Genomic DNA, 21,354 nt, shown 5'->3' with positions numbered 1-21,354 from the left:
GGATGAGGACCGGCTCCGCCCTGTCGGCGGCCGTCCTGGCCCTGGCCCTCGCAGGCCCTGCTGTGGCCCAGTCCCCCTATGCACCACAGACCGTTCCCGATGTGGGCCTGTCCGCCTGTCCCGGCGGCCTTTGCCAGGCCGGGGCGCTGGAAGGGCTGTTCGAGGCGCTGGCCGCCACCGAGGCCGGACAGCGGGATCGAGCCGTCCATATCCTGCAGATCGGCGACAGCCATACGGCCGGGGACCGGATCACCGGGGCCCTGCGGGCGCGGCTGCAGGCCCGGTTCGGCAATGCCGGCCGGGGCGTCCTGCCGCCGGGCATCCCCTATGACGGCTATGGCCCGATGCAGGTGCAGGTCGAGGCGCGCGACTGGGCGATGACCCAGGAACCGCTGGTGCCGGTCGGGGGCTACAGCCGGGTGGGAGTCGGTCTGGCCGGGGTGCAGGCGATCCGCTACGGTGCCGATCCGGCCCTGACCCTGACGCCGGAGCCGGGGGGAAGGCCGCGGGTTCTGGGCCTGTGTGGCCGGGCCGGGCCGGACGTGGGCGCGATCCGCTACCGGACAACCGGCGACGAGGGGGTCGCCGGCTTTGCCGCACCCGAGGCCGGTCCGGTGTGTCGCGAGATTGATCTGCCCCTGGCGGCCGGGACCATCGCCCTGTCGCCGGTCGGTCCGGGTGTCACGCTGTCCGACCTGTGGCTGGCGACCGGCGGGCCGGGGGTGATCGTCTCCAACCTCGGTGTCGTCGGGGCGACGCTGCGCGATCTGGCGGCCCGCGACGAGGCGGTGACGGCGACCGAGCTGGCCTACTGGCGGCCGCAGCTGATCGTCCTGGCCTTCGGCACCAATGAGGGGTTCGACGACGGACTGGACCCGGTGGCCTGGGAGACCCTGCTGCGGGGTCAGGTCGGGCGGATGCGGCGGCTGGCCCCGGCGGCGTCGCTGCTGCTGCTGGGGGCACCGGACGCGATCCGGACCGGAGACGCCGGGGGCTGCAGCGCCGACGGCCTGCGCCGGCCGCCGCCGTCGCTGGCGGTGGTCCGCGATGTGCAGCGCCGGGTGGCCGCCGACATGGGTGTGGCGTTCTGGGACTGGCACGGGCGAATGGGCGGCGACTGTTCAGCGGATCGACTGGCCCTTCTGGCCGAGCCCTTCATGCGCGGCGACCGGGTGCATTTCACCTCGGTCGGGGCCGACTGGATCGGGGGCGTGTTCGCCGGCGACCTGATGGCGGCCTTCGACGGCTGGAAACCAGCGACGGGACGGATCGACTAGATGCTGTTCCCGACCCTCGCCTTCGGCGTCTTCTTCCTGTTCGTCTATTTCACCAGCTGGTCGCTGGATCGCGAGAACGGGCGGCGCAAGCTGTTCCTGCTGCTGGCCAGCTGGTTCTTCTATGCCCAGTGGGACTGGCGGTTCGTCGGCCTGCTGATCCTGAGCGCGGTACTGAACTGGGGCGTGGCCGCGGCGATCGCCCGCAGCGACGACGACCGGCGACGCAAATGGCTGGTCGGGCTGGGGGTCGCGTTCAACCTGCTGGTGCTGGGATTCTTCAAATACTACGGCTTCTTCATCGAACAGGCGGGCGAGCTGCTGAGCCAGGTCGGCTGGGGCCGGGACCTGCCCTTGCTGCAGGTGATCCTGCCGGTGGGGATCAGCTTCTTCACCTTCCAGGGCATCAGCTATGTCGTCGATGTGCATCGGCGCAAGACGCCGGTGGCGCGCTCGCTGCTGGATGTGATGCTGCTGATGAGCTTCTTCCCGCATCTGGTGGCGGGGCCGATCGTGCGGGCCTCGGATCTGTTGCCGCAGTTCGACCGGACGCCGCGGCTGACGCGGGAGATGGCGACCCACGGCCTGCTGCTGATCGTCTGGGGCCTGTTCAAGAAGACGGTGATCGCCTCGGAACTGTCGGTGCGGCTGGTCGATCCGGTGTTTTTCGATCCCAGCGCCTACGGATCACTGGACATGATCGCCGCCGTCTATGGCTATGCGGTTCAGATCTATTGCGACTTCTCGGCCTATTCGGACATGGCGATCGGGATCGCCGCCCTGCTGGGCTATTCCTTCCCGCGCAATTTCGACCAGCCGTACCGGGCCGGGTCGATGCAGTCGTTCTGGCGGCGCTGGCACATCAGCCTGTCCAGCTGGCTGCGCGACTATCTGTATGTGCCGCTGGGGGGCGGACGTAAGGGGCTGGTCTCGTCGAGCCTCAACGTCTTCATCACCATGGTGCTGGGCGGGCTGTGGCATGGCGCGGCCTGGACCTTCCTGGCCTGGGGGGCGCTGCACGGCGGGGTCCAGGTGGTCGAGCGGATCGGCCGGGCCGCCTTTGGCGACCGGCGGGTGATCCATCCCATCCTGGGGGTGCTGATCACCTTCCATATCGTCTGCCTGGGGTGGATCCTGTTCCGGGCCGAGAATTTCGAGCTCGCCATGCAGGTGCTGACGGGTCTGGGTCGCTGGTGGCAGCCGACGGTTATGCTGACGCCGCTGCTGCTGACCCTGATCGTCGGTGGTCTGGCCATGCACTGGCTGCCGCCGCGCGCGATCGAGGGGATGGCCGAACGGCTGAAGACGGCCCCGTCCCTGACCCTGGCGTTGTTGCTGGGCGTGGCCTTCCTGCTGGTCGAGGCCGTCCGTCCGGACGGCGTCGCCCCCTTCATCTATTTCCAGTTCTGAGGCGTTGGCGAGATCATGACCGACGATCACGACCCCCACGACGAGAGCCGGCCCGATCCCTTTCCCGTGCCGGACCCGGACTCGCCCTTTCCGCCTCTGGAACAGGGACGCACGGCCTGGGAGCAGCCCGGACCGGACGCCGAGGCGACCGTGGGCGAAACCGACCCTGTGCCGACCGACCCCGCCAGTGACTGGAACGCCGGGGCCGACGCCCACGACCTGCCGACGCTGGAGCACCGGCTCAGTGCCCTGCACCGGTTCGCCTTTCCCCCGGCCCCGCCGCTGGATGATGAAGGCGTAGCCGCGCGTGACCGGCGCTGGACGAGCCGTACCCTGGTGCTGCTGACCCTGTTCATGCTGGTCTTCAACGCGGCCTCGCTGCAGAACTGGTCGGCGCAGCAGGCCCCGGGCTGGATGTCCTCGACGGTGCAGCAACTGTCCGACGTCTGGGCTGAACAGGTCGCGCAGCTGGGCGCGGACCAGCCGCGCGCCGCGATCCGCGAGACCTATGAGACGGCGCGGGACCAGCGCTTTATCGGTCAGCCTGCAGACGCCGGGTCGACCCCCGCCACGCCTTGACCGATCCGCGAACCTGTTCATAGCTGGTCGGGCCAGCGCGTGCCGGCGACGGGGGATCAGACGATGCGTAAGCGACTCCTGAAACAGGCTCTGCCTGTGGTTGTCCTGTTGCTGTCGGTGCCGGGACTGGCGCTGGCACAGACGGCGGATGGCCTGACCTATCAGCAGCCACCGGCTCCGATTGCCGACATCCTCGACACCCGGCCGACACCGCTGCCCAGTCTGAGTCCGGACCGAGGGACGCTGGCGCTGTTCGAACGCTCCAACCTGCCGTCCATCGCTGAACTGGCCGAGCCGATGCTGCGCCTGGCCGGCTATCGCATCAATCCGCGCAACAACGGTCCGGCCAACAGCCGGGTCACCTGGCTGACGGGACTGAGCTTCCAGCCCGTCGCAGGCGGCGCGGCGCGCCCGGTGGCCCTGCCGGCCGGGACCCGGTTCACCTCGCCCGACTGGTCGCCGGACGGCCGGTTCGTGGCATTGCTGGTCGATCACCCGACCGGCCTGGAGTTGTGGGTCGCCGATGTGGCCACCGCCCGCGCGCGGCGTCTGACCGGGGCGACGGTCAACGCCACCATGGGGTCGGGGATGGAATGGCTGCCGGACAGTTCGGGACTGGTGGTCGAGACGGTGCCCGCCGGACGCGGGGGCGCCCCCGATGTCAGCCGCCCGCCGTCGGGACCGACGGTCGAGGAAAGCATGGCGCGCGCGGCACCCGTCCGGACCTATCAGGACCTGTTGGGCAATGCCGGTGACGAGGCGTTGTTCGATCACTATTTCACCTCCCAGCTGGTGCATGTGCCGCTGCAGGGTGCGATCCGGACGATCGGCGCACCGGGCGTAATCCTCGGGGCCTCGGTGTCACCGGACGGTCGCTATCTGCTGCAGACCGTGGCCCGGCGTCCCTACAGTTATGTGGTGCCGGCGGCCCTGTTCCCCGCTGATGTGGTGGTCACAGACATGAGCGGCCGGGTCGTGCACCGGGTCGCCGATCTGCCGCTGCGCGATGACATTCCTTCACCGTTTGATGCTGTGGCGACGGGCCCCCGGTCGGTTCAGTGGCGCGCCGACGCTCCGGCGACCCTGGCCTGGACCGAGGCCCAGGACGGCGGCGACCCGCGCACTGCCGCCGAGGTGCGGGACCGCGTCTTCACCCTGGCCGCGCCGTTCACGACGCCTGCCGTTCCGCTGATCGATCTGGCGGAGCGCTACGCCGGAATCACCTGGGGCCGGCAGGACGTGGCCCTGGTCTACAGCCGCTGGTTCAATACGCGGCACGAGACCCGGTATCTGGTCGATCCGTCGCACCCGGGACAGGCGCGGGTGCTGCTGGAACGCAATTACCAGGACCGCTATAATGATCCGGGCGCGGCGGCGACCGAGCCGAACGCCGCGGGGCGACCGGTCATCCAGTTCACCGCCGGCGGCACGAAAGTCCTGATCGAGGGCGGCGGGGCGACCCGGGCCGGACAATATCCGTTCCTCGGGACGCTGGATCTGGCCAGCGGGCAGACCGAGCGGCTGTGGACCTCGGCCAACGGGGAATACGAGACCATCGTCGGCTTCCTCGATGATGACGGCAGACGGCTGGTGACCCGCCGCGAGACCCGGCTGGACCCGCCCAACCTGTATGTGCGCGACCTCGATGGAGCCGCCCCGTCGGCCCTGACCGCCTTTCCCGACCCCGCACCGCAACTGGCGGGAGTCAGCCAGCAGCTGATCACCTACAGCCGTGACGACGGGGTGCAGCTGTCGGGAACCCTGTATCTGCCGGCCGGCTACGACAAGGATCGGGACGGGCCGCTGCCGCTGGTGATGTGGGCCTATCCGGCCGAGTTCACCGACGCGGCCGTGGCCGGGCAGGTCGTCGACACCGCCAACCGCTTTGTTCGACCCGGTGGGTCCAGCCACCTGTTTCTGCTGACCCAGGGCTATGCCGTACTGGACAATCCCTCGATGCCGATCATTGGCCGCGACGGGGCCGAGCCCAACGACACCTATATCGAACAACTGACCGCCAACGCTCGGGCGGCGGTTGAGGCGGTGGTGGCGCTGGGCGTGGCCGACCGCGACCGGCTGGCGATCGGCGGGCACAGCTACGGCGCGTTCATGACCGCCAATCTGCTGGCGCATACGGACCTGTTCCGCACCGGCATCGCCCGCTCGGGTGCCTATAACCGCACCCTGACGCCGTTCGGGTTCCAGTCGGAGCAGCGCACCTACTGGCAGGCGACGGAGACCTATACGGAGATGTCGCCTTTCACCTATGCGGACCGGGTCAATGAGCCGATCCTGCTGATCCACGGCGAGGCCGACGACAATTCCGGCACCTATCCGATCCAGTCGGAGCGGTTCTATGCGGCGCTGAAGGGGCAGGGGGCGACGGTGCGCTATGTCGTGCTGCCGCTGGAGGCCCACGGCTATCGGGCCCGGGAATCGGTCGGCCACACCCTGTGGGAGATGACCCGCTGGCTGAACCTCTATGTCCGGGATGCGCCGCCGCGCGTCGGAGGGCCTGCGGCCGACGGGACCTAGGCTCACCACCAGGTCGAAACCGAAAATCCCGGGTCGGGTGGACGGGCGCGCCGCCCGCCCGGGATCGGGACGGCCGCATCGCGGATTGAGCCACAGGCCGAACGCCGGATTTCGGCGCATGGCAGGCCTGACGATGGCTGTCTCCGGTCGCCACGGGACCGGGGCGGCGTCTGGGGCGTTACCCTGTCCCGCCCATTGCGACCCCAGCCCGACAGGAGGCCGATCATGACGACCCATGACGATCTGAGCGCCGTCTTCATCAACACCAGTCTGAAACGCTCCAGCGAAACCTCGCACACCCAGACGCTGATGGACGTGGCCATCGCCATCATGGAGGCCCAGGGGGTGAAGACCACGACCCTGCGCGCCGCCGATCTGGATATCCCGCCCGGCGTCCAGCCCGACATGACCGAACACGGCTGGGACAGCGACGGCTGGCCGGCGGTTCAGAAACAGGTGATGGCGGCGGATATCCTGGTCATCGGCACGCCGATCTGGCTGGGCGACAAGTCGTCGATCTGCACCCGGGTGATCGAGCGGCTGTACGGCTGGTCCGGCCAGCTGAACGACAAGGGCCAGTGGGCCTATTATGGCCGGGTCGGCGGCTGCATCGTCACCGGCAATGAGGACGGCATCAAACACTGCGCCATGAGTATCCTCTATTCGTTACAGCACCTCGGCTATGTCATCCCGCCCCAGGCCGACGCCGGCTGGATCGGCGAGGCCGGTCCGGGGCCGTCCTATGGCGACGACGACAAGTCCGGGGGCAAGGTCGGGCTGGACAATGAATTCACCCAGCGCAACACCACTTTCATGGCGTGGAACCTGATACATATGGCCCGTATGCTGAAGGACGCCGGGGGCATACCGGCCCACGGCAACCAGAAGGCCGCCTGGGACAGGGGCGAGCGCTTCGACCATCCCAATCCGGAGTACCGCTGAGCCCATGACCCATTCGACCTTCGACTTCGAGAACGCCGCCGGACGGCAGTTGTCGGGGGTTCTGGAGCGGGGCGACGGGCCGGTCCGGGCCTGGGCGGTGTTCGCCCACTGTTTCACCTGCGACAAGACCTCGCTGGCGGCGACGCGGGTCAGCCGGGCCCTGGCCGGGCAGGGGATCGGCGTGCTGCGTTTCGACTTCACCGGCCTGGGCGAGAGCGAGGGCGAGTTCGGACGGGGCCTGTCCGGTGATGTCCAGGATGTCGTCTGCGCCGCGCAGGCGATGGCCGCCGCCGGCCTGACGCCACAACTGCTGGTCGGTCACAGTTTCGGCGGGGCCGCCGTGCTGGCGGCGGCCGGATCGCTGGAGTCGGTCAAGGCCGTGGCCGTGATCGGGGCTCCGTTCGACGCCGAACATGTTCTGACTCATGTGGGGCCGGCGCTGGACGATGTGGCCCATGGGCGACGGGTGCCGGTCGAGATCGGCGGGCGCGCCTTTGAACTGGGGGCCGACTTCGTCGAGGACCTTCGTTCGCATAACCAGGCGGCGCGGATCGCCAGCCTGGGACGGGCGCTGCTGGTCCTGCATTCTCCGGTCGACGAAATCGTCTCGATCGATAACGCCTCGGGCATTTTTCTGGCCGCGCGCCATCCCAAGAGTTTCGTGTCGCTGGATCAGGCCAACCACCTGCTGACCCGGCAGGTCGATTCCGACTATGCGGCGGCGATGATCGTCGCCTGGGCCGGTCGTTATATCGACTCCGTTGCAAATGCCGTCGAACCGCCCCTGCAGGGGGTGAGGGTCGAGGAGACCGGAGCCGGAAAATTCCAGGTGCGGGTGGTCACGCCTTCAACCACCTTCCTCGCCGACGAACCGGCCAGCGTCGGCGGCCTGGATTCAGGGCCGACCCCCTATGAGCTGCTGAGCGCCGGCCTGGGGGCCTGCACCGCGATGACCTGCCGCCTCTATGCCGAGCGCAAGGGCTGGCCGCTGGAACGGGTGGTGGTCGAGGTCGGTCATACGGCCAGGACGGCGTCTGGGCCCGACCGGTTCCTGCGCAAGATCGCCTTCCAGGGCGACCTGGACGAGGCCCAGCATGTGCGGCTGCTGGAAATCGCCGACCGCTGCCCGGTGCACCGCACCCTGACCGAGAGCGCCACGGTCGAGACCCAACGCCTGCCTGATGATCGACCCGATGCGGGGGTGAAAACCTGCGTCGAGGATCATCTCCATCGCATGGAGGCCGTCTGCGCTGATGGGGACGACGGGTGACAAGCGGAGGCGGCGAGGGCTAGATCAGTCCCGAGGCGTCGCCTCGGCCCCGAGGGTGGGCCGGTCCTGTAACGAATGGCGCGCCCGGCCGAATAGGAGGCCGTGTGAAGACTCTGGAAGCACGGCTGAAACCGCTGATGATCGCGGGGCTCGATGGCGAGGCCGCGCAATGGCGCGTGTTCCTCACCGTGCTGAGACCGGCTCTGCATGCCTATTTCCAACGTCGCCAATTCCATGGCGACGCCGATGTTGAGGATCTGGTGCAAGACGCGCTTCTGGCCATTCATTCCAAGCGGGAAACCTGGCGGCGCGCGGACCCCGTGACCTCATGGTGTTTCACGATCGCCCGCTACAAACTGATCGATCACCTGCGCAAGACCGGTCGGGCGCGTCTGGTTCCGCTGGTCGATGACATCCCCGCCGATGACAATGATGTCGAAGAGGGCGCGGTGCGTCAGGATCTGGAGCGGCTGCTGGCGACGGCACCGGCGCGGCAACGCACCCTGATCCGCGACGTCCGGATCGAGGGGTACAGCCTGGCCGAGGCCGGCGAGCGGGCCGGGATGACCGAGGGGGCCGCCAAGGTGAGTCTGCATCGGGCGATGAAGGCCCTGATGAAGCGGGTGGGCGATCATGAACACTGACAAACTGATCGAGTCCCTGGCCGGGGAGGTCCGGCCCATCCCCGCCGGTCGTGCGGCCGGACGGCTGGGGCTGTGCGCGGGTGCGGCCCTGCTGACCGCTGGCCTTGTCGTGTGGCTGACGCTGGGCTTCCGGCCCGACCTGGCAGCGATGGCGGGCGACCCGATGTTCCTGATGCGACAGATCTATGTGCTGTCGATCGCCGGACTGGCCAGTCTGCTGCTGTTGCGGCTGGGCCAGCCGGGGGCTCCGGTCCGACTTCCCCTGGTCGGTCTGGCCGTCGTGGCGTTCGGGGTCGTTCTGGCCGTCCTCGTCGAACAGGCGGGGCTGTCGGGCCCGGCCCGGGGCGCGGCCTGGCTGGGCCATTCATGGACGACCTGCACGATCCGGGTCGTCGGGGTCAGCCTGGTCGCTATCCCCTTCATTGTCTTTGCCGCACGCCGGTTGGCACCGCAGTCGCCGACGCGGGCCGGGTTCGTCGCCGGCCTGGTCGCGGGCGGGGTCGCGGCCAGCGCCTACGGCTTCTACTGTGAGGAGGTCACGGCCTCATTCATGGCCAGCTGGTACACGCTCGGAATCCTGATCTCCGGTGCAATCGGAGCCCTGACGGGGCGGGTCCTGCTGCGCTGGTAGGCGCGTTCAGGCGATCCTGAACAGGCGATCCAGGCTGACGGTGCCGGCCCCGTGGCGGACCAGATAAAGCAGCAGGCCGGCCCAGGTCAGATGGGTCGCCCAGGCCCCGGGATAGACGAAGGTCTGGATCACCAGGGTCATGCCCAGCAGGGCCAGGGCCGACAATCGCGTCATCAGCCCAAGCACCAGCAGGAGCGGGAACAGGTGTTCGGACCATGTGGCCAGATGGGCGGCGATGTCGCCGGGGATCAGGGGGACCCGGTATTCCTCGGCAAACAGATAGTAGGTGCCATCGGTAATGTGCAGCAGCCCGTCGACCTTGGTTCGGCCTGACAGGAAAAACACCGCGGCGATGCCCAGCCGCACGACCAGGGACAGAAGCCAGGCCGGGACCAGCCGTTCGAACAGGCGGGCGCAGCGGCCCGACAGGGCCGCGACGGTGGTGGGCGGGGTCGGGGCCGGTGTGTCGGACTCAGTCATGGGGCAGGGGTTCCGTTGGCAGTTGCGACAGGGCCCCCATTGCCAGCAGGCCGGCGAACAGGGTGCCGAGGTCGAGGCCGGGGTCGGGGACAAAGGCGTCCCGGGCGGCGTCGCCCAGGGTCGCGCCCCGGCGGCAGGCCGTGAGAAAGGTCCATTGCGGGCGTGACAGCCTGTGCCAGGTCACGACTGCGGCCGGCCGGACGATCAGCAGGCCTTCGGGTCGCTCTTCCCAGATCGCCCCGGTCGCGTCGCCGTCGGCGCGATTGGCGCTCCAGACGGTCGGCACGGTCCAGTCGAACCAGAACAGCTGGGCCGAGGGGTGCAGGCCGGCCCGGGCCTTGAACAGCCGGGCTGGTGACAGGGGGGCCGTGTCCCGGCCCGACAGGGGGACGGCGTCCGGTGCCCGATGGGCCCGGCTCCAGGCAAGATCGAGTCGGGCGACGGGAGCCAGAAAGGGCAGGCCCAGCGCCGGCGGGAAGGTCGCCAGCCAGTCGGGGAAGGCTGTGCCGTAGTCGTCCAGAACGGGGTCGGTCGGGGGTGCGGTGCCGGCGAAGGTCAGGGCGGCCTGGCGGAACCAGTCGACACCGACCAGCCGCTCGACCGTGGGGAACTGGCCGGCCAGGGCGTCAGCCCGGGCCTTGGCCACGGTGTTGCGATAGACCGCCAGGCCCGGCCGGCCCGATCCGTCGGCGGGCAGCCAGCGGTCCAGTGCCCCGTCGTCACCGGCCAGCATGGCGTCAAAGGCGGTCTCGAACGGCTCAGACATGGTCCGGGCTCCGTGTCTTCGCCAGCAGGATCGCGGCGCGATCACGCTCCACCATCAGGTCGGGGAACGGCGGCACATTGCCGTCGCGCTCGATCAGGGTCGGCCGCGGGCCGATCCGGTCCAGGGCATGGGCGTAGAGCGCCCAGACCGACTCGGCGACAGGGGCGTCATGACTGTCGATCAGCAGGGTCTGGCCGTGTTGGGGGTCGGGCGTGTGACCGGCGAGGTGAATTTCGCCCACGGCCGCGGCGGGCAGGGCGTCGATATAGGCCCGGGCGTCGGTGCCCATGTTGTTGGCGGTGACGTGGACATTGTTGACGTCGAGCAGCAGGCCGCAGCCCGTGGCGGCGACCAGTTCGGACAGCAGCTCCGTCTCGCTCATCTCATGACCCTGAAGGTCGAGATACAGGGACGGGTTCTCGATCAGTACCTGCCGGCCCAGGGCGTCCTGGGTAAGGGCGACATTGTCGGCGATGCGCTGCAGTCGCGCGCGGGTGCGCGGGAAGGGCAGCAGGTCAGGGTGGTAGGTGGTCTCATGGCGGGACCAGGCCAGATGTTCCGAGACGGCGAAGGGCTGGTAGCGGTCGACCAGGCTGCGCAGGCGCGCCAGATGGTCGGGATCGGGGGGGGCGAAACCCGCCAGGGACAGGCCGACGCCATGGAGCGACAGCGGCCTGTCCCGGCGGATCGCCTCGAGCCAGGCGAGCCGGGGTCCGCCGGACACCATATAATTCTCGGCGTGAACCTCGAACCACAGACCGGTCGCCGACGCCGCCAGGGCATCGTCATAGTGCCGGGCCTTCAGGCCCAGGCCGGCGGTTGGCCCGTCGTGGCCGGGGGGCGGCGGGACGGGCTCAACCGGGGGCGCGGCGACCGGCTGCGGGGTCATCGAGAGGTCAGGCTCAGCGCGAGACGGGCGTCAGGGATCCGTTGCCAGCGGGCGTGCGGATCGCGGTGCAGGTACCGGCCGGGACCAGTTTCCAGGCATTGCCCTGGTAGTCACGCGCCGAGGTGCCGGCGCAGGTGGTGCCCGGACCGGCGGCGCAGTCATTCTTGCCGGCGAGGGCGACGCCGTAGCATTTCTCCATCGCCGGGGCGGTGGCCTGGCCGCCGGCATGACCGGTCTGGGCATGGGCAAGGCCGGCTCCGGCGACGAGGGCCAGGGCGGTGGCGCCGGCGACGGACAGATGGGTACGGGTCATAGGGGGCTCCTTGGGATGGTGCGGTCGTCTTGACCGGACCCACACCCATTCGTCGGCACCGGTCCGAGGTTACAGTGGCGCTTCAGAAAATTGTCGGCACATCCATTCGGACGGCCAGACCCGGGCGGACGATGGTGGGTGATGCAGGGTTCGAACCTGCGACCCGCTGATTAAGAGAACCCGTTCCCGGGTTTTCCGATTGCCGCCGAACACCGCCGGGCGTGCGATCCAACCAATTGAAGTCATTGACATTTTTCGTGTCGCTGCGCACCGTTTCGCACGTTTTCGCAGGCGCCCGATGCTGACTTCCGCAGAAGAGTTCACCGTTCTAACGCCGTTCTAAAGGCCCCCGAAAGCACCGTTCTAATGGCCAAAAAGTTAGCAACATGCCGGATCTCAGACTGCCCCTCACGGACAAGAATCTGATCGGCCTCCCGTTCGCTCGAACGGGTCAATATCGAGCCCGGGACACGGATCTGGGCGGCTTCTTCGTGCTCATCGGAAGCCAGACCAAGAGCTTCATGATCCAGGCTGATCTGCGCCTGGACGGCGTCCGGCACAGTGTCCGGATGAAGGTCGCGGAAGTCGGAGAATTATCATCCCGGGACGCTCGCGCGAAGGCCAAGGCGCTGCTCGGGCGGATCGCCGACGGCGACGATCCCCGGCCGCCCCGCAAAGCGCCGCCCAGCCTGCCCGAGCCGTCCACGCACATTCCGACCTTGCGGGAAGCCTGGGGGCGTTTTCGGGTGTCCCACCTGGAGCGCAAGGGGCGCAGTGGAGCCACCGTCCGCATCTACAAGGACCATTTAGAACGGTTGTTTGCGGACTGGCTGGACTGGCCACTGTCCAAAATCGGCGATGAACCGCGGCTGCTGGCCGATCGACATGACCAGATCTCGAAAGATAACGGACCGGCCATCGCCAACGGCGCGATGCGCAGCTTCCGGGCCGTCTACAACCATGCGCGCAAGACCTGCCGTGCGCTCCCTGCGGAGAACCCATCGCTCGCGATCGACTGGAACCCGGAGAAGCGAAAGGACACCGCCATGGGGGTGGCGGACCTGCCGGCCTGGTTCGCGCAGCTGGCGCAGATCCCCAATCCGATCCGGCGCGAGTTCCACCTGCTGATGCTGCTGTCCGGTTGCCGGCCCGAGGCGCTCAAGAACGTCCGCGTCGAAGACCTGAACCTGCGCGAGCGGCTGATGCATATCCGCAGCCCGAAGGGCGGGACCGACAAGGCCTTCGACATCCCCCTGTCGCGGGCCATGCTGGAGTGCATCTTCCGCCTCCGTCGCATCGGGCCGGTCATCTATCCGCAGAGCGGACAGGTCTGGCTCTTCCCGAGCGACAGTCCGAGCGGCCACATGGAGGAGCACAAGGAGAAGCGCACCGTCCTCAGCCATTGGGGCAACGATCTGCGCCAGACCTATCGGACCCTGGCGCAGGCGGCGGAGATTTCGGAGGTCGATATGCACCTGCTGATGAACCACGCGCTCCCCGGCGTGAACCCCGGCTACATCACCCGCTCCAAGCTGATGCGGGACCACCTGAGGAGCGCGCAGGAGAAGCTCTCGGTGTTCCTGCTGGGCGGGATCGTCGGGCGGGGGAAGACGGCGCCTCCAGACCTGACCCGTTGGCTGAACAGCACTAGTCGGACCCTGCTGGACGATCTGATGGCGGTGGATCCGGACGTGGCTCGCCTGAAGGCGGGGCCCCGGGCGGCGATGCGAAGACTGGAAGTGCAGGCGGCCCGCGTCGCCGTTCATGCGCTGCCGGGTGTGCTGATCGATGCGCCCAGCCGACGGCCTCGACGACAGGCGGCGGGACACGGCCGGTCGTGACTCGATGCCGTCTTGCCCAATCTCCCCTCGTCGCAGACCAGGCGCTGGCCTCCCAGTTTTCATCGGCTCCAGATCGCAGCACCGAGCGCGGCCAACGCGGTCAATAGGCTGACGAGGTCAGTCACGACCGGTATCCAGTTTCGGGTTTTGCGTTTCATGGGACGGGTCCTTCCTCCAAGGACTCTTGCCCCACAGCGACGTGGCGGGGAGGGGGCGACCATCGCTAACCCCCTCCAATCTTTTGGGCTTAGCGGTGCTAACCCCCCTCGGACGCCGCTGCCCTCGCCTGGGCGACCGCGCCGGGGTGCGGTCGATAGCCACCACGCTCCACTTTCTGGAAGTAGGGGGCGATACCTTTCTCGATGGACCTGATATCGACCAAGCCGCGAAGCGCGGCGACCTTCTCGGCACACTTCCGGCGGTTGATGTCCGGCGTCTCGGCGATGACCAGGAGTGCAATCCGGCGGGTTTCCTCACCGCCCTTGCGAGACTTTCTGGCGTTCCGCCGATTGCTGTCGAGAATCTCCGCATGTCGGGCCGCCAGCGGCAAGACGTGTTCGCGCGCTTCCGCGCGACCCATCAGATAGCCGAACACCGCCGCCGCCTCTTCGACGTGCTCGCCCTCAGCCGCCCAAAGCGCATCGAGCGCTTTGCGATAGAGGGGGTCGATATCCGTTGCGATCTTCGGCCAATCCTTGGGGGAGTCGGCGAGGGTGATGTCCTCGATGTCTTCGATCCCGATCGCCGTGCAAAGGCGTGCATAGAGTGCCCGCCGCGCAAACAGATAGTTGCCGCGAGCGAGAGGCGTCATCACATCGGCAACGCCCCGGAACTCCCAAGCCTGGCCAACAGCCCTCTGCCGTCCCGAGGGGCGCCGCACCACGAGATGGGCCCACCGGCTCTCTTGATGGTGCGGATGATCGAGGCTGCCATGGTCAGCTTTGACCGGCAGGCTCTGGACCCGGTCGATCAGTAAGGTGTCGCCCTCGAGAACCTCCGCCGTATCGCCACGATTGTCTTGGATCCGACGCTCGATGTCGTCGCTCCACGGGAACAGAAGACGCGGAGTGTGGGTCTCAAGATGATGCGGCGACCCGATCAGCGCCGTCGGCTGCCACGCGTTGCGATCCAGGTCGGGATGGCGGAGATCGAAATGGACGCCCTCGATCTCCATGGCTTCGTTGTCGCGACAGGCGTGGGCGAGGAGGTACGCCCGATACAGAGGATCATAGGCCATGGTTCGCTCCAGGCGCTCAGCCGATTAGCGTCTCGATCTCCTTCTCGATCACCAACGCCTGGACCTCGCTGTAAAGATCCACTTCGGAGGCGGGCGCCGAGATCGAGATCGCCAGGGCGTAACGCCCCTTGTCGCTCCGGCGTTGTTGGCCGAGGTGAGACTTCCACCACCCGCCGACCGGATGCACCGCGATCAGATCGTGATGCGCCAGCTCCGACGCCTTGCCGCGCCAGAGATCGCAGTGCAGCGACCCAGCCTGCACCGCTTTGGGGCCCAGCAGCCAGCATGACCGTTCGCCCGGCGCGTCCTCGTCGTCGAGGCCGCCTTCAAGCGCCGCGATCTGGGCCTCGTCTTGAAGCCGGCTCAGTCGGCCCTTGAACTGGAGGTCGGTCTCGCTGCGCTTCTTCATCGCGAAGCGGAGGCCGAACGAGCGATAGGTCTCTGGCCGGGTGGCGGCCTTGCCGCTCAGATTGGGTTCGACGAAATAGGACAGGGTGACCCGCATGATGACGGACTGGTCGCCGAGTGCGGCCAAGGCGGCATGAGGCCAAGGCAGGTCGTAGAAGTGGACCTCGTTGAAGACGGCGCCTTGGTTGTTGGCGCCCGCCGCATAGGGCTGGATCTCGGCTTGGGCGATAAGCGTCAGTTCATTGCGCGCCGAGCGCGTCGCGATGTCGAAGTCCGGCGTGCCGTAGCCGACGCGGCGCAGGAGCTGCTGAATGTCGCCCTTGCTGATCGTCGTGCGCCAACTGGCGCCGCGGCCAATCAACTGGCGGCGGATCGGCTCGGGCCATCGCGCGGCGTGCACCATCAGCGCGCGATAGGTCTCGGGCCAGAGTCCGGGAACCTCCGCCTTTAGCCGACCGAGGAAATGACTACCGACGGCGACCGCGGCGCTCGTGGCCCAGAAGGGCGCGAGGGGCTCGTTGCCGACGTCCCGGCCGGCGGCCAGCAGCGAAAGGGCCGGATGCCAGTCGCACCAGTCCGCAGCGTCGACGGTCATGTTGCCGGCCTCGAACAGAACCTCAGGCTTCATCGGCAAAAGGTCGGTCGGAAGTCCCACGGTGTCCGTGCTGTAGGGACTGACCGTGTTGGCCTCGGCGATCGGCCGGAGACCGGCGGCGCCGGCATCCACGGTCGTCTTCCCTGTGATCCCGCCGACGGTGAGGGCGTTCCAAGCCTGGGCCGGATCCTCGATCCGCGCGCCGGCCTCGATCTCGCCCCGCGAGCCGCCGATCACATTGCCCGCCGCGATGAGAACCAGGCGCTTGGGCGTCTGCGCGGCGGCGACCCCGCGAGGGCGTTCGCCGACCATGGACCCGGCGGCGGCCTGGTCGATTGCGCCGCTCCAGCTGGACGGCCGCGTCGGTGGATTCCGGGCCGTGGAGGAGGCTAGGCAGAACGATCGATCCAGACCTGGCCGGTCGATCTCGATCAGCGAGATGGCGGCTTGGGTCACAGACCCATAGCTGTGGACATCCGTGGGAACTGCGCCCGGTGGCGCCAGCAGTTTGACCGACTCCACGCCGTGGCTGAGCTGTACGACCCGGAGGTCGTTCATAGGGATTTCGAGATCACCAAAAAGCGACAGGCTCGCCAGCCCGGTCCCGTGGCCTGTATCTCCCGCATGATCGTCCGAGCCCCATCGGGCGTCGACGGCCGTGGCGTGAACCAGGCCGGGCGCGATCAGGGGGTGGGCTGCCGATACGCCCGTGTCCAGGATGCAGATCGTCGGCGCATCGGCAGAGGGCGCCAGGGTGCGCGCGGCGAGATCGGCGACGAAATCATGCTGATTGGCCGGCCCCGCCTTGAGCGTCAGGAACGGCTCGATGGTGCCGACCGACCGGCGCACCTCGGCGACCGCGCCCGGGATGCGGTTGAGGAAGGCGCGCAACGCGCCGGCCGCGCCGTGGACGAACGCTACCTCGACGTCGGGGAATTTGAGGGTGTCGGCATGGACGTCAAAGTTGGCGTTGCGCGCTTGGCTCCGAACGCCTTCGACCTTGCCGTCCCGCACCCACAGTTCCCACCAGTCGGAGGCGGGGTCGAGCGGATCGTGGTCGCCGACGAACAGATCGTCGGCGCTCGCCGCTGCGAAATTCTCGATCCGCTCGAACTGATCGAGATAAGGCCGCTCTCGATTGCCCAGGTTTTGCGCGCCGTATGCGCCAATCCGCTGTTCGAGGGCCGGACGCGCCGCATCCGGCACGAAGACGACCGCCACCTCAGATCGGTCGTCGAGGCGTGTCGTCCTCAGGACCACGAGGTCTTGGGCGGGCAGCTCGAAGGTGGCGGGCACCTTGGCCGGGCCCTGCCGGTCGGTCGCGGGCGCGCGCGTCTCGACGGAGACGATAGCGCCCGGCCGCAGGCCTGCTAGGGCGATTCGAGGATCGGGGCCCTGCAGAGGGAGGGCCGGGAGGGCCGCCGCCAGACGATCCAGCAGATGCTGTCCATGGGCGACATAGTCGTCCCGTTGGGGCGTCCTGGTCTGACGTGTGGCCGGATAGGTATAGGGGCCGGTCTCGCGAAACGCGTCGATCGTCAGATGGGCGAGGTCGTGGCGGCTGAAGTCTTCGACGGCCATCGGCTATCCGGCGTTGCTGATTCGATGATCATCGTCGGTTGTATCGATTGCGCAATCTACGAATGGAAGCGCGCGCCGACCGCCCGCCGCTCCTGAAGAACGGTCCGCACCAGATCCAACGAAACCTTGGTCTGGCCGTCAAGGATGGCATCCTTCACGGCCGAGTCAGCAGCCCGCACGACCTCGGCCTGGCTGAGCCCTTCAAGGTCCGGCTCCAGTGCCTTCAGCGCCTTGGCGTCCAGCTTGAACTTTCTGAGGCGGGCCACGAGCAGCGCCTTGGCCTCGACGATCGAAGGCAGGCCGTACTCGACGACCTCGTCGAACCGTCGGGCTAGGGCCCGATCGAGGATTTCGACATGGTTGGTCGCGGCGATGATGATGCTGTCGGTCTGGTTCGGCTCTTCCATGAAGGCCAACACCGAGTTGAGGACGCGGCGCATCTCGCCGACGTCATTGGGATCGCCGCGTCGCGCGCCGATCGCGTCAAACTCGTCGAGCAGATAAACGCCGCGGGTCTGGGCAGCTTGGTCGAAAATCAGCCGAATCTTTGAGGCGGTCTCGCCCATATAGCGGCTGAAGATCGACTCCAGCTTGACCGTGAAGAGCGGCAGGCGCAGCTCGCCGGCCAAGGCGGCGGAGGTCATGGTCTTGCCGGTCCCTGGAGGGCCGATCAGCAGGAGATGGGTCGAAGGCCGCTGGCCATGGTCGCGCAAGGCTGCGCGCTCGCGCTGCTGACGGACGATTCGCTGAAGGCGAGCGTCCATCTCCTGCGACAGCACCATGCTGGCGAGCGTCGTCTTCGGATAGCTGCTGGCGACGATGGACTGCAGTTCACCGCGTGGACGCGCCAGGGGAATAGGGGAGGCGGTTGCGTGCTGCCGAGGACCAGCGCTCCGCATACCCTGGACGGCCTTCTTCAAGGCTTCGGCGTCGGCCGGGCGTCCGGCGCGGGCTTCGGCCGCCGCCGCCGCCAAGGCGATGGACAGGAGACGTTCCTCATCACCGGCCGCATGAGAGTCCAGGAGGTCGAGGATGTGCTGAACAGACATACGACTTCCCTCCCTTCTGCGGACCATACCGACTCGGATTTAACCAAGTCTTCCCGTTCGGCGCGAGCCGGATATCCAGCCCACTTAGCACTTCTTGACGCGTCGTCGCGGCGGAAGTCGGACTACGCAATGGGATCCCTTAGGACTCGGCCAAAGCAGCAACGAGAACAAAATAGCAACATCAGCGACCGAACTCCAGTCTGAAACGGTCCGTCAAGGTTCAGGAGGTGTGACGACTCAATCATCGTCAAGTCCTAAGCGTCTGCGGTCACCCGTGTCCGATTTGGGGGGCTAAACCGATCTCGGCTCATGGCGCGCCCAGACCAAGCGCGGCGCCCTCGCAGCCACACATCCGAGACGGAGCCTGTTCTCGAATTTATCCGTTAGGAATCACTTACGGTAAGTGATGCATGACCATTCATGGATGGATGGAGCGCACTTGCCGACCCCACGCGGCGAACAATCCTTGAACTGGTCGCGGTGCATCCGCGCCACGTGCAGGAGTTGGCGGATCGCCTCCCTGTCAGTCGGCCGGCGGTGTCCCAGCACCTCAAGCTGCTGAAGGAGGCGGGCCTGGTCGTCGACCAGGCGGTCGGCACAAGACGGCTCTACCGCGCCAACCCTGCGGGTCTCGCCGCGTTGCGCGCGCAGCTCGACCGATTCTGGGGTCAGACCCTCATAAATCTCAAACAGCAGGCCGAGGCAGAGGACCAATAGCCATGAGTGCAGATACCGTTGACACATCCGTCCGCACGGAGATCACCCTCGAGGTTCCGCTCGAACGCGCCTTCAGGGTGTTCACCGAGCGCTTCGATCATATCAAGCCGCCCGAGCACAACATGCTGGCCGTCGACATCGCGCAGTCGGTTTTCGAGCCGCAGGTCGGCGGCCGCATCTACGACCGGGGCGTCGACGGTAGCGAGTGTCAGTGGGGCCGGGTGCTGACCTACGACCCGCCGACCCGCCTCGTCTTCTCGTGGGACATCAGCCCGCGCTGGCAGATCGAGACAGATCTGGCGCGCTCAAGCGAGGTGCAGGTTCGTTTCATCGCCGAGGGCGAGCGACGGACAAGAGTAGAGCTGGAGCACCGTCATCTCGACCGGCACGGCGAAGGCTGGCAGGGCCTCGCCGCCGGTGTCCGGGGCGATCAAGGCTGGCCGCTCTACCTGCAACGGCTCGCCGAAGTGTCACGCTAAGGCACCGCACCGCCACTGGGAGGGAACCGAACGTCTCACTCCATCCGGCAGAAGCAATACATGAACTGCTGAGGCGTGCCCCAAGGCGTCTCGTGCAACTCCGTGACGCTGTCCAGGAGACGGAATTTCGGCCCAAACTCGCCGTGAAGGTGTTCGGCGTCGTAGCGGACGACGTCCAGTCCGCTGCACGTCTCCGGACCCTCTGGCCCGAACGTAGCGACAATCACATGGCCGCCGCGCCTGACCGCGTGGGCGACCTGCCGAACATATGCGGCTCTGTCGTCTGCGCTCGTCAGGAAATGGAACACGGCCCGGTCGTGCCAAACATCGTAGCGAGCCGCTTCCAGCTCGACTGCCGTTATGTTGCCGGTGATCCAATGCACGGCGGCGGCGTTCGTGCCCAGCCGGGCCTTCGCCACGTCAATCGCTGCCGGGGAGATGTCGAGCACCGTGACGTCGCTGTAGCCGTGCACGACGAGATCATCGACCAGCGTTGCCTCCCCGCCGCCCACGTCAATGACCGCGCTGCCGGCGTCCGGCGCAGCGTCTGCAATGAGCCGCAGCGAAACCTCCAAGTGGGGCCGATACCAGCTTACGTCGTCCACCGCCTTGGTCTGATAGACGTTTTCCCAATGCGCCTGGGTAGTCATCGTCGCGACTCCTGAACCAAGTTCGAAAGCTAGGGATTTGCCCGTCCGAACGCCACAGGGCGTCGCCGTCGCCGCATTCGGCCTTAGGCCGGAGGGGCGATGACCAGTGCGGCGATCGGGAGCCGGCCCGACATCGGGCGACGCGTCCGAATCTCGGCGTGAACCGATCTCAGCTCGAGCGCGAAGGGTTTGTGCAGGTCGGGCGCGCTCGCGCTCGGCAGAGGCAGGGTCGTCGGAACGAAGTCGATCACCACCGAGTCCGAGCGCCGCGGCGCCAACGGCAGGGCCAGGAACCCACCCGCCTGGACGGGAACCAGCCGCAAGCGCCGTTGGCCCTGCCGGTCGTCCTGGATCAGCGTGAGCACGGCCTGCTCAAAGTCGATCCGGCACGACGCCGTCGCCCGTTCGACACTGCGGTGGATGGTCAGCCGGATCCGGAACTGGTCGAGCGTCGAAACGCCGAACTCCGCCGACGCCGCCGCTGTGAGAATGGAAACGCCCGGTCGCTCGCGGAGCCACCGCGGGATCGACCAGAGCGGTCTCGCCGTCCACGGACCCGGGACGCGCGCCCGAACGCGGTCGAGGGCCTGGCCCGTCAGGCCGGGGGCGGAGTGGAAGGTCAGGGACATCCTCGAGAGCCCAGTGGGCAGGTCATGTGCCGACGCCCCAACTAAGTCAGAGGCCAGCCCGCGACGAAAAGCGTTCATGCGGTAACCAACACGCGAATGGAAGACTGATCGACCGTCGCCAGCGCCGCTCCGCCCCCAACCTGACGAACCTCTCATCCTGCTCATCTCCGCGCCCGTGGCGCGGAGGTGTTTCGCACGTCTAGCCACTTGAAAAAGGACATGGAAGGGCTCCGCCCTCGCGCAGGCCAGGGTGAAGCGGCTCCGCCGCCGGACCGGCCGGTCTCCCCGACCTTCCGCGCCGGCGATCATGATCATCATCATCATGGACATCAGGCTTGTGCAGGCCGGGCGATCCCCCTCCGGCCGGTCCGCCCTGGCCTTTGCTACCCCGGTCTCGCCGACGGGCAGGGTTTCAGGCGCGCAGTTCGCGTGCCT

The 21,354-nt window shown here is 67.6% G+C and carries 20 protein-coding genes; 11 read left to right on the top strand and 9 right to left on the bottom strand.

Annotated elements, in window-relative coordinates; translation table 11 throughout:
- Positions 1–2 precede the first annotated feature (2 nt).
- The 8 genes from PSV00_RS00100 to PSV00_RS00065 all read left to right on the top strand — a co-directional run bounded on the left by PSV00_RS00100 (position 3) and on the right by PSV00_RS00065 (position 9,285).
- Complete coding sequence (locus PSV00_RS00100; protein WP_300443330.1) at positions 3–1,277, top strand: GDSL-type esterase/lipase family protein; 1,275 nt, start codon at positions 3–5, stop codon at positions 1,275–1,277.
- On the top strand, positions 1,278–2,684 hold the full coding sequence (locus PSV00_RS00095) for an MBOAT family protein (protein WP_300443327.1): 1,407 nt from the start codon (positions 1,278–1,280) through the stop codon (positions 2,682–2,684).
- Positions 2,685–2,699: 15 nt separating this feature from the next.
- Complete coding sequence (locus PSV00_RS00090; RefSeq protein ID WP_300443325.1) at positions 2,700–3,263, top strand: hypothetical protein; 564 nt, start codon at positions 2,700–2,702, stop codon at positions 3,261–3,263.
- 63 nt (positions 3,264–3,326) lie between these two features.
- The gene (locus PSV00_RS00085) at positions 3,327–5,798 is read left to right on the top strand and encodes a prolyl oligopeptidase family serine peptidase (RefSeq protein WP_300443321.1); all 2,472 of its coding nucleotides are present in this window, start codon (positions 3,327–3,329) and stop codon (positions 5,796–5,798) included.
- Between the two features lie 225 nt (positions 5,799–6,023).
- Positions 6,024–6,740, top strand: a complete 717-nt coding sequence (locus PSV00_RS00080; protein WP_300443318.1) for a flavodoxin family protein — start codon at positions 6,024–6,026, stop codon at positions 6,738–6,740.
- A gap of 4 nt (positions 6,741–6,744) precedes the next feature.
- Positions 6,745–8,010, top strand: a complete 1,266-nt coding sequence (locus PSV00_RS00075; protein ID WP_300443316.1) for a bifunctional alpha/beta hydrolase/OsmC family protein — start codon at positions 6,745–6,747, stop codon at positions 8,008–8,010.
- Positions 8,011–8,114: 104 nt separating this feature from the next.
- Positions 8,115–8,654 (top strand): sigma-70 family RNA polymerase sigma factor, encoded by a 540-nt coding sequence (locus PSV00_RS00070; protein WP_300443314.1) that lies wholly within the window; start codon positions 8,115–8,117, stop codon positions 8,652–8,654.
- Positions 8,644–9,285 (top strand): DUF1109 domain-containing protein, encoded by a 642-nt coding sequence (locus PSV00_RS00065; RefSeq protein WP_300443312.1) that lies wholly within the window; start codon positions 8,644–8,646, stop codon positions 9,283–9,285. Before PSV00_RS00070 ends, PSV00_RS00065 begins: the two co-directional genes overlap by 11 nt.
- 6 nt (positions 9,286–9,291) lie before the next feature.
- Here the strand turns inward: PSV00_RS00065 and PSV00_RS00060 are convergent, their stop codons facing one another.
- From PSV00_RS00060 to PSV00_RS00045, 4 genes are read right to left on the bottom strand one after another with little or no spacing between them, the layout of a single operon-like run.
- Positions 9,292–9,765 (bottom strand): DoxX family protein, encoded by a 474-nt coding sequence (locus PSV00_RS00060; protein WP_300443310.1) that lies wholly within the window; start codon positions 9,763–9,765, stop codon positions 9,292–9,294.
- Entirely contained in the window at positions 9,758–10,531 is a 774-nt protein-coding gene (locus PSV00_RS00055) for a DNA-binding domain-containing protein (protein ID WP_300443307.1), read from the bottom strand. Before PSV00_RS00055 ends, PSV00_RS00060 begins: the two co-directional genes overlap by 8 nt.
- Positions 10,524–11,420, bottom strand: a complete 897-nt coding sequence (locus tag PSV00_RS00050; RefSeq protein ID WP_300443304.1) for a DUF692 domain-containing protein — start codon at positions 11,418–11,420, stop codon at positions 10,524–10,526. Before PSV00_RS00050 ends, PSV00_RS00055 begins: the two co-directional genes overlap by 8 nt.
- 13 nt (positions 11,421–11,433) lie before the next feature.
- The gene (locus PSV00_RS00045; RefSeq protein ID WP_300443301.1) at positions 11,434–11,733 is read right to left on the bottom strand and encodes a DUF2282 domain-containing protein; all 300 of its coding nucleotides are present in this window, start codon (positions 11,731–11,733) and stop codon (positions 11,434–11,436) included.
- A gap of 386 nt (positions 11,734–12,119) precedes the next feature.
- On the opposite strand from PSV00_RS00045, the gene PSV00_RS00040 reads away from it, so the two are divergent.
- Positions 12,120–13,574, top strand: coding sequence for an integrase arm-type DNA-binding domain-containing protein (locus PSV00_RS00040; protein WP_300443299.1), 1,455 nt, complete (start codon positions 12,120–12,122; stop codon positions 13,572–13,574).
- Positions 13,575–13,830: 256 nt separating this feature from the next.
- On the opposite strand, the gene PSV00_RS00035 is transcribed toward PSV00_RS00040, so the two are convergent.
- From PSV00_RS00035 to PSV00_RS00025, 3 genes are read right to left on the bottom strand one after another with little or no spacing between them, the layout of a single operon-like run.
- Complete coding sequence (locus PSV00_RS00035; protein ID WP_300443296.1) at positions 13,831–14,811, bottom strand: hypothetical protein; 981 nt, start codon at positions 14,809–14,811, stop codon at positions 13,831–13,833.
- A 16-nt stretch (positions 14,812–14,827) separates the two neighbouring features.
- Complete coding sequence (locus tag PSV00_RS00030; RefSeq protein ID WP_300443293.1) at positions 14,828–17,395, bottom strand: S8 family peptidase; 2,568 nt, start codon at positions 17,393–17,395, stop codon at positions 14,828–14,830.
- Between the two features lie 56 nt (positions 17,396–17,451).
- Positions 17,452–18,471, bottom strand: coding sequence for an ATP-binding protein (locus PSV00_RS00025; RefSeq protein WP_300443290.1), 1,020 nt, complete (start codon positions 18,469–18,471; stop codon positions 17,452–17,454).
- A gap of 393 nt (positions 18,472–18,864) precedes the next feature.
- Here PSV00_RS00025 and PSV00_RS00020 point away from each other — a divergent pair, with 393 nt between their 5' ends.
- Both PSV00_RS00020 and PSV00_RS00015 read left to right on the top strand, forming a co-directional pair.
- A complete protein-coding gene (locus PSV00_RS00020; RefSeq protein ID WP_300443287.1) occupies positions 18,865–19,161 on the top strand; it encodes a metalloregulator ArsR/SmtB family transcription factor in 297 nt (98 codons plus the stop codon).
- A 2-nt stretch (positions 19,162–19,163) separates the two neighbouring features.
- The gene (locus tag PSV00_RS00015; RefSeq protein ID WP_300443285.1) at positions 19,164–19,640 is read left to right on the top strand and encodes an SRPBCC family protein; all 477 of its coding nucleotides are present in this window, start codon (positions 19,164–19,166) and stop codon (positions 19,638–19,640) included.
- A 35-nt stretch (positions 19,641–19,675) separates the two neighbouring features.
- Here the strand turns inward: PSV00_RS00015 and PSV00_RS00010 are convergent, their stop codons facing one another.
- Positions 19,676–20,290, bottom strand: coding sequence for a class I SAM-dependent methyltransferase (locus PSV00_RS00010; protein WP_300443282.1), 615 nt, complete (start codon positions 20,288–20,290; stop codon positions 19,676–19,678).
- An 83-nt stretch (positions 20,291–20,373) separates the two neighbouring features.
- Positions 20,374–20,919, bottom strand: coding sequence for a hypothetical protein (locus PSV00_RS00005; protein WP_300443279.1), 546 nt, complete (start codon positions 20,917–20,919; stop codon positions 20,374–20,376).
- Between the last annotated feature and the right edge of the window lie 435 nt (positions 20,920–21,354).

It is taken from the genome of Brevundimonas sp. (genome assembly GCF_029945885.1).
Lineage (GTDB): Bacteria > Pseudomonadota > Alphaproteobacteria > Caulobacterales > Caulobacteraceae > Brevundimonas.
This window is presented reverse-complemented; position numbering and strand designations above follow the sequence as displayed.